This window comes from Streptomyces torulosus (assembly GCF_001419765.1).
GTDB lineage: Bacteria > Actinomycetota > Actinomycetes > Streptomycetales > Streptomycetaceae > Streptomyces > Streptomyces torulosus.
On the sequence record NZ_LIRK01000806.1, the window covers coordinates 1 to 3,957 of the forward strand.

The 3,957-nt window shown below is 71.1% G+C and carries 2 protein-coding genes and 1 pseudogene; all 3 read right to left on the reverse strand.

Going from position 1 to position 3,957, the window contains the following annotated elements; all coding sequences use genetic code 11:
• A pseudogene (locus tag AOK23_RS51020) lies at window positions 1-727 on the reverse strand (type VI secretion protein); the annotation flags it as partial.
• 101 nt (window positions 728-828) lie between these two features.
• Window positions 829-2,259 carry an ATP-binding protein gene (locus AOK23_RS40435; protein ID WP_055524389.1) on the reverse strand — a complete coding sequence of 477 codons (1,431 nt, stop codon included), beginning with the start codon at window positions 2,257-2,259 and terminating at the stop codon, window positions 829-831.
• Window positions 2,260-2,337: 78 nt separating this feature from the next.
• Window positions 2,338-3,894 carry an SCO6880 family protein gene (locus AOK23_RS40440; RefSeq protein ID WP_055717403.1) on the reverse strand — a complete coding sequence of 519 codons (1,557 nt, stop codon included), beginning with the start codon at window positions 3,892-3,894 and terminating at the stop codon, window positions 2,338-2,340.
• Window positions 3,895-3,957: the final 63 nt, after the last annotated feature.

Consider the following 3,957-nt stretch of genomic DNA (forward strand, 5'->3'; position numbering starts at 1 on the left):
GCACGCCTGCCGGCTTCCCGTCGGCCGGGAACGGGGCCTCTGGGACTACCGCCCCGGTCGGCGGGGAGGGCGCGGGGGCGACCGGCGCATGATGGGTGGGCTGGGCCATCACGGCCGGAGCGGTCGGGGCAGCTGGGGCGGTTCCTGGGGTGGTGCTCGTCTCGTAGGCGATGTCGGTCCCGGCGCTCACCGTCTCGCGTTCCGTGCCCGTGCCCGGGGGCTTCGTGAGGTGGACCGGGGCCGGATCGGTGAGGGGAGCGGTGCCGTTCCTCGGCTCCGGGACCGGGGGTGACAGGACCTGGGCCTGGGGCGGGAGAGGTGCCGGCTGGGTCCCTGCCCGTGCTCGTGCCGCCTTCTCCCTGGCACGGACGGCTCTCCAGCGGGCCAGGGTGCCCGTGATGAAGACCGTGAGGACGAGCAGGATCATCAGCTGGCCGATGAGGAGGCCCCAGAAGAGGCCGTAGCCGGAGAGCTGGGCGGCCGGGGTGTCGGGCCAGGCGGCCGGGAGGTCCTGCGGGGCCGAGACCAGGCTGCGTACGGCCAGGGGCGTGCGCGTGAAGGTGACGCGGTCCGGCCAGGCGCCGTGCGCGAACAGGCCCGCCAGGCCGGTCGCGGACCAGACGAGCAGGGTGATGCCGACCAGGAAACCGAGAACGGCGATCAGCAGCCCGTCGGGGACGCCGCCTCCGCCCTGCTGGGGATGCCGGTGTCGGTCGTCTGGTCTCATCGCACGCCGCCGTTCACGCCGTCTCCTCCTGCGCCGTTCACGCCCGTCCCTTGCCGGTACCGGCTCGCTCGTCCGCCCGTACCGGCTCGTCCCTCGCTCGCTCAGGCCACCGTGGACTCGGAGGAGCCGTAGCCGTCGACGTCGCTCAGATGCTCCACGAACGCGGCGGCCCGTTCCTCGGCCTCCAGTTCGGCGGCGCGCAGGGCGTCGTCGTCCAGGAGGTGGTCGTCGGAGGACTCGGTCATGGCGCGGTCGGTGAAGACGAGGGGGCGCTCCGTCTCGGTGATCAGATGCTTGACCACCTGCACATTGCCGTTGACGTCCCAGACCGCGATGCCCGGGGTGAGGGTCGGGATGATCTCCACCGCCCAGCGGGGGAGGCCCAGGACGCGGCCCGTGGCGCGGGCCTCGTCCGCCTTCTGGGCGTAGATGGTCCTCGTCGACGCCATCTTGAGGATGGCGGCCGCTTCCTTCGCCGCCGCTCCGTCGATGACGTCGGAGAGATGGTGGACGACCGCGACGAACGACAGACCGAGGCGTCGGCCGAACTTCAGCAGGCGCTGGAAGAGCTGGGCCACGAACGGGCTGTTGATGATGTGCCAGGCCTCCTCGACCAGGAAGATGCGCTTCTTCCGGTCGGGGCGGATCCAGGTGTGCTCCAGCCAGACACCGACGATCGCCATGAGGATGGGCATGGCGATGGAGTTGCGGTCGATGTGCGACAGGTCGAAGACGATGAGCGGGGCGTCGAGGTCGATGCCCACCGTCGTCGGGCCGTCGAACATGCCCCGCAGGTCACCGTCGACGAGGCGGTCCAGGACCAGGGCCACGTCCAGGCCCCACGCCCGTACGTCGTCTATGGCGACGTTCATCGCCTCCGCGGACTCCGGCTCGGGGTGGCGGAGCTGCTCGACGATGTCGGTGAGGACCGGCTGGCGTTCGACGATGGTCTCGTTGACGTAGGCGTGCGCGACCTTCAGGGCGAAGCCGGAACGCTCGTCCAGGCCGTGGCCCATCGCCACCTCGATGATCGTCCGGAGCAGCGCGAGCTGGCCCGTGGTCGTGATCGACGGGTCGAGGGGGTTGAGGCGGATCCCGTGGTCGAGGGCGGCCGTCGGGTCCAGGCGGATGGGAGTTATCCCCAGCTCCTGCGCGATGAGGTTCCACTCGCCGACGCCGTCCTCGCCCTGGGCGTCGAGGACGACGACCTGGCGGTCGCGGAAGCGGAGCTGGCGCAGGACGTACGTCTTCTCCAGGGCCGACTTGCCGTTGCCGGACTCGCCGAGGACGAGCCAGTGCGGGGCGGGCAGCTGCTGGCCGTAGAGCTGGAAGGGGTCGTAGATGTAGCCCTTGCCGGAGTAGACCTCGCGGCCGATGATCACGCCCGAGTCGCCGAGGCCGGGCGCGGCGGTCGGGAGGTAGACCGCCTGGGCCTGGCCGGTGGACGTGCGCACGGGGAGGCGGGTCGTCTCGACCTTGCCGAAGAGGAAGGACGTGAAGGCGTCGGTGAGGACGGACAGCGGGTCCCGCATCAGTGACGTACCTCCAGTTCCGGTCCTCGCCCGGGTGGTGACCCCTGCTGGTCCGAATGATCCCGCATCGCGGTGGCCCTACCTTCGGATTCCGGTGGCGAACGGGAGGGTGTTGACGAAGGACCGGTGGTGCTCGCGGTCGCACCACTCCAGCTTCAGGTACGACTTTCCGGCGGAGGCCCTTATGGTCCGCTTGTCGCGGGCGAGGGCTTCGGGGGAGCGGGACGAGACGGTGATGTAGCCGACGAGGTTGACGCCGGCGGCGCCGCTGGCCAGGTCCTCTCCGCGCTGGTCGAGGCGGGAGTGGGAGGCCACGTCGCGCGGGTCGACCGTGCGGTTCATCTTGGCGGCGCGGGACGCCTCCGCCTCGTCGTTGGTCTTCTCCGTGAGCATGCGCTCGATGGCGACCTCGGTCGGCTCCAGGTCCATGGTGACGGCGACCGTGCGGATCACGTCGGGGGTGTGGACGAGGAGGGGCGCGAGGAAGTTCACGCCGACCGGGGTCATCGGCCACTCCTTCACCCAGGCGGTGGCGTGGCACCAGGGCGCGCGGGTGGAGGACTCGCGGGTCTTGGCCTGGAGGAAGTCCGGTTCCGTCGCGTCCAGTTCGGCCGGCCAGGCGTTGCGCTTGGTCATGGCCTGGATGTGGTCGATCGGGTGGTCCGGGTCGTACATGGAGTGGATCAGGGAGGCGAGGCGGCCCTGGCCGAGCGGCTGCCGGACGCGGATGTCGGCCTCCTGGAGGCGCGAGCAGATGTCCGTCAGCTCACGGGCCATGACGACGGCGAGGCCGGCGTCCTTGTCGAGCTTCCTGCCCTGGGGGCGGGCGGCGCGGGCCATGGCGTGCGCCTCGGCGGCCAGTTCGCGGGTGTAGTGCATGCAGGCGACCAGGTACGCGCGGTGCTGCTCGCTGCTCGTGGACACCATGGACTGGAGCTGGTCGTACGACTGCCGCAGCCAGCCCGGGGAGCGCTCGTCGCCGCGCTGGGCGACATCCTTGGCGTGGGCGTCGGGGTCCGCGGGCAGGGTGCGCGCGAGCATCTGGAGGCGCGTGACGAAGCCGTCGCCGTTGGCCACGTGCTTGAGGAGGGTGCCGAAGCGGTCGACGAGGGCTTCCTGGTCCTCGGAGTCGCGCAGGCCGACGCCGGGGCCCTCGATCTCGATGGCCGCGGTGACGGTCCTCCGGTCGGCGTGCAGCAGGACGGCGATCTCGTCCGGGCCGAACGGGGCGGCGAGCCAGGTGATGCGGCCGATGCCCGGCGGGGGGCCGACCTCGACCTCACGGCCGTCGAGGCTGGTGCCGGCCTCCATGGCGGCGGAGCGGTAGGTGGCGCCGCGGCGGACCGTGCGCTTGTAGCTGCGGTTGATCTCGAACCACTTGTAGAAGGTGCGCCGCTTGTACGGCACGTAGACCGCGGCGAGCGCCAGCATCGGGAAGCCCGTCAGCAGGGCGATGCGCGGGACGAGCACCGGGACGAGGAGACCGCACATCATGCCGAGGAACGCGCCCGCGATGATGAGCGCGATCTCGCCGGACTCGCGGTTCCGGCCGATGATCGCGTTCGGCCGGGCGCGGCCGATCAGATATGTACGGCGGGGCGTGACCGGATGGGACAGGTGGGACTCGGTCGTCAACGCCCTTCACCTCCCGTGCGGTTGCTGTTGCGGGTGTTACTGGCGTGGGGGGTGTTGGTGGGG